The 2,580-nt window shown below is 43.6% G+C and carries 2 protein-coding genes and 2 tRNA genes; all 4 read left to right on the top strand.

The window, feature by feature from the left end:
• The 4 genes from HKI82_RS20305 to HKI82_RS20290 all read left to right on the top strand — a co-directional run bounded on the left by HKI82_RS20305 (position 1) and on the right by HKI82_RS20290 (position 2,575).
• Positions 1 to 74, top strand: a tRNA-Cys gene (locus HKI82_RS20305).
• 219 nt (positions 75 to 293) lie between these two features.
• Positions 294 to 818 (top strand): PAS domain-containing protein, encoded by a 525-nt coding sequence (locus HKI82_RS20300; RefSeq protein WP_102942605.1) that lies wholly within the window; start codon positions 294 to 296, stop codon positions 816 to 818.
• 11 nt (positions 819 to 829) lie between these two features.
• Positions 830 to 2,305 (top strand): methyl-accepting chemotaxis protein, encoded by a 1,476-nt coding sequence (locus HKI82_RS20635; RefSeq protein WP_102942604.1) that lies wholly within the window; start codon positions 830 to 832, stop codon positions 2,303 to 2,305.
• Between the two features lie 183 nt (positions 2,306 to 2,488).
• Positions 2,489 to 2,575: transfer RNA gene (locus HKI82_RS20290), tRNA-Leu, on the top strand.
• Positions 2,576 to 2,580: the final 5 nt, after the last annotated feature.

Below are 2,580 nucleotides of genomic sequence, written 5' to 3'. Positions count from 1 at the left end.
GGCGCGTTAGCAGAGTGGTTATGCACCGGATTGCAAATCCGTGTACATCGGTTCGATTCCGGTACGCGCCTCCATTTCTCTCTTGTTTTGTCTCTAAACTCTTTCATTATTTAAACTTAAAATTTTCAGTACTTTCGTTATTTTCTAACTTCCTATTTAGCAGTTGTTTGTATTGCATCGCTGCTTTGTGCCATACGAACCGCAACGCCTAAAATTATCCTTTGTTTCTTGCGAATCCTCAGCTGACACATATATTTAATTACTAAGTGCCGCAGCGAATATGGGAATCAAACATGGATTTGGTTGGAGAAAAGGAAGTTACATTCAGTAGCAGTGATCTGATTATCAGCAAAACGGATTTGCAGGGAAAACTGACTTATGCCAATCGAACGTTTATGCGTGTTGCCAACTATGCGGAGCACCAACTACTAGGCCAAAACCATAACATCATACGCCATCCAACAATGCCAAGAGGCGTGTTTTATGGGCTATGGAGTACCTTAAAGACAGGGAAAGAGTTTTTTGGTTTTATCAAAAATTACACTTCCGATAAAAACTACTACTGGGTATTTGCTAATGTGACTCCTGACTTGGTGAATGGAAAGGCGGTGGGTTATTTTTCTGTTCGTCGTACACCTCCAAAACAAGCTATTCCCTATGTTGAGAAGATCTATCACCAAATGACTGACATAGAACGTAGTGCCGATCGAAGTAAAGCCTCTGAACTGTCCTGGCATTGGCTGAATGACCTAATTCGTAACGAGTATCATCAGAGCTATGAAGAGTTTGCACTGAGCTTGTACAAGAAATATCGCTAAGAGGGGATGCTATGCGAACCAGCCAAGTGAGTCGGAAGGTACTGTTGCTTAGACACAAGTTTATTTTCTTATGTACCTTTTTTGTAGTCGCGACGATTTCGTTGTCTGCATACAACGTATATCTGAATGGATTAAATGCTGTTGATGTTGTTATCCCTGTAATTGCTTCTGTATTCGCAATCTATGCCTATCTCGATCATCAGCATCCCATCATGGTTTTGAGTAAGATCCGTCACGCCCTTAATGAGGCGACGAAGGGCAATATTCATGTGCGAATAACCGATACAAAAGGATTGGGTGAAGTAGGGCATGTGGCTTGGGCTGTGAATGATCTTCTGGATATTGTGGAAACTAACTTTAAAGAGCTGTCGAATACGTTTCAAAGAACGGCCAACAACGAATTTCATCGTGAAGGCTTATACGATGGTATGTCTGGCGAGTTTGCCGCGACGATGAAGAACATTAATGTTGCGGTTAACTCTATGCATGAAGCACATATCTACGCTCGTCAGAATCGTTTACGTAGCGCGCTACACAAGATCAACACCAGTAACCTGTTACTTAACCTGAAAGATAATCAACAAGAATTGGTTACCCTTTCTGAGAGAATGGACGACGTTATCGCTATCGCCACGCAAAACAGAGACGGAGCCGAGCAAAGCCGAACCTTGGTGAAGGATCTTAATCAGTCGCTGGACAGCATGAATTCTCGAATGTCGCAAATGGGGAGTCAAGCGCAGAAATTGGGTAATGACAGTGTTCGTATTTCAGAAACGGTCAGTATGATCACCGATATCGCAGAACAGACCAATTTACTGGCGCTGAATGCTGCAATTGAGGCCGCAAGAGCAGGAGAGGTTGGTCGGGGGTTTGCGGTTGTTGCTGATGAAGTACGTTTACTGGCAGACAGAACTCGCAAGTCTACGGCGGAAATTTCAGGTATCGTGTCGTCTTTGACCAGCCAAATTGAAGAAATGGTGAACCAGACTCTTGAGGTTGGGCAACAGACTCAGCAAGTGAGTAGTGCGGTTGAAAACTTCCACATTAACTTTGATCAAGTAGCGAACTCTTCTCAGGAAACCATCTCCTTAGTTACTCAAACCAAAGACATTTCGTTTGCTTCGTTGGTGAAACTGGATCACATCATTTACATGCAAAATGGTTATATAGGACTTGAGAACAGCGGTAAAGGTGCAGAGGCAACAGAGGCAGAGGTTAACCATCACCAGTGCCGTTTGGGGCAATGGTATTACGAAGGTGCAGGGTTCACGGAATTCAATCATCTGCCTTCGTTTAGACGCTTAGAATCTTCGCATCGGGAAGTACATGAATCCGTGCAACATGCGATGACCTTGGTGAGCCAAAACTGGCTGGAAGATGACGATGTGTTGGATTCAATTGTTGATACGTTAGAAAACGCCGAACGTGCCAGCCACAACGTTATTAACTGTATTTCGGAAATGGTTAAAGAAAAACACAAAGCCTAGATGTATTTGTGGTGTGGGATAAATGTACAAATTGTGGCTCATCTATACGCTAAAGTTGTTTTATTCAGCAGTCGGTAAATAAGTTGATAGTTTTTTATTGACCTTGAGGCTGATTTCGCTAAAGTACGCCTCGTTCACGCAGCAATGTGGTGAACAGATGGTGTTGCCATCGCATTATGCGTTGCCCTGGTGGTGAAATTGGTAGACACAAGGGATTTAAAATCCCTCGACTTTCGAGTCGTGCCGGTTCAAGTCCGGCCCGGGGCACCATCAAA

It is taken from the genome of Vibrio plantisponsor (assembly GCF_013041605.1).
Classification (GTDB): domain Bacteria; phylum Pseudomonadota; class Gammaproteobacteria; order Enterobacterales; family Vibrionaceae; genus Vibrio; species Vibrio plantisponsor.
This window is presented reverse-complemented; position numbering and strand designations above follow the sequence as displayed.

What these genes read in the sequence shown, in the direction of transcription:
- HKI82_RS20300 (WP_102942605.1), top strand. Translation starts at nt 294, where the DNA reads ATGGATTTGGTTGGAGAAAAGGAAGTTACATTCAGTAGCAGTGATCTG.
- HKI82_RS20635 (WP_102942604.1), top strand. Translation starts at nt 830, where the DNA reads ATGCGAACCAGCCAAGTGAGTCGGAAGGTACTGTTGCTTAGACACAAG.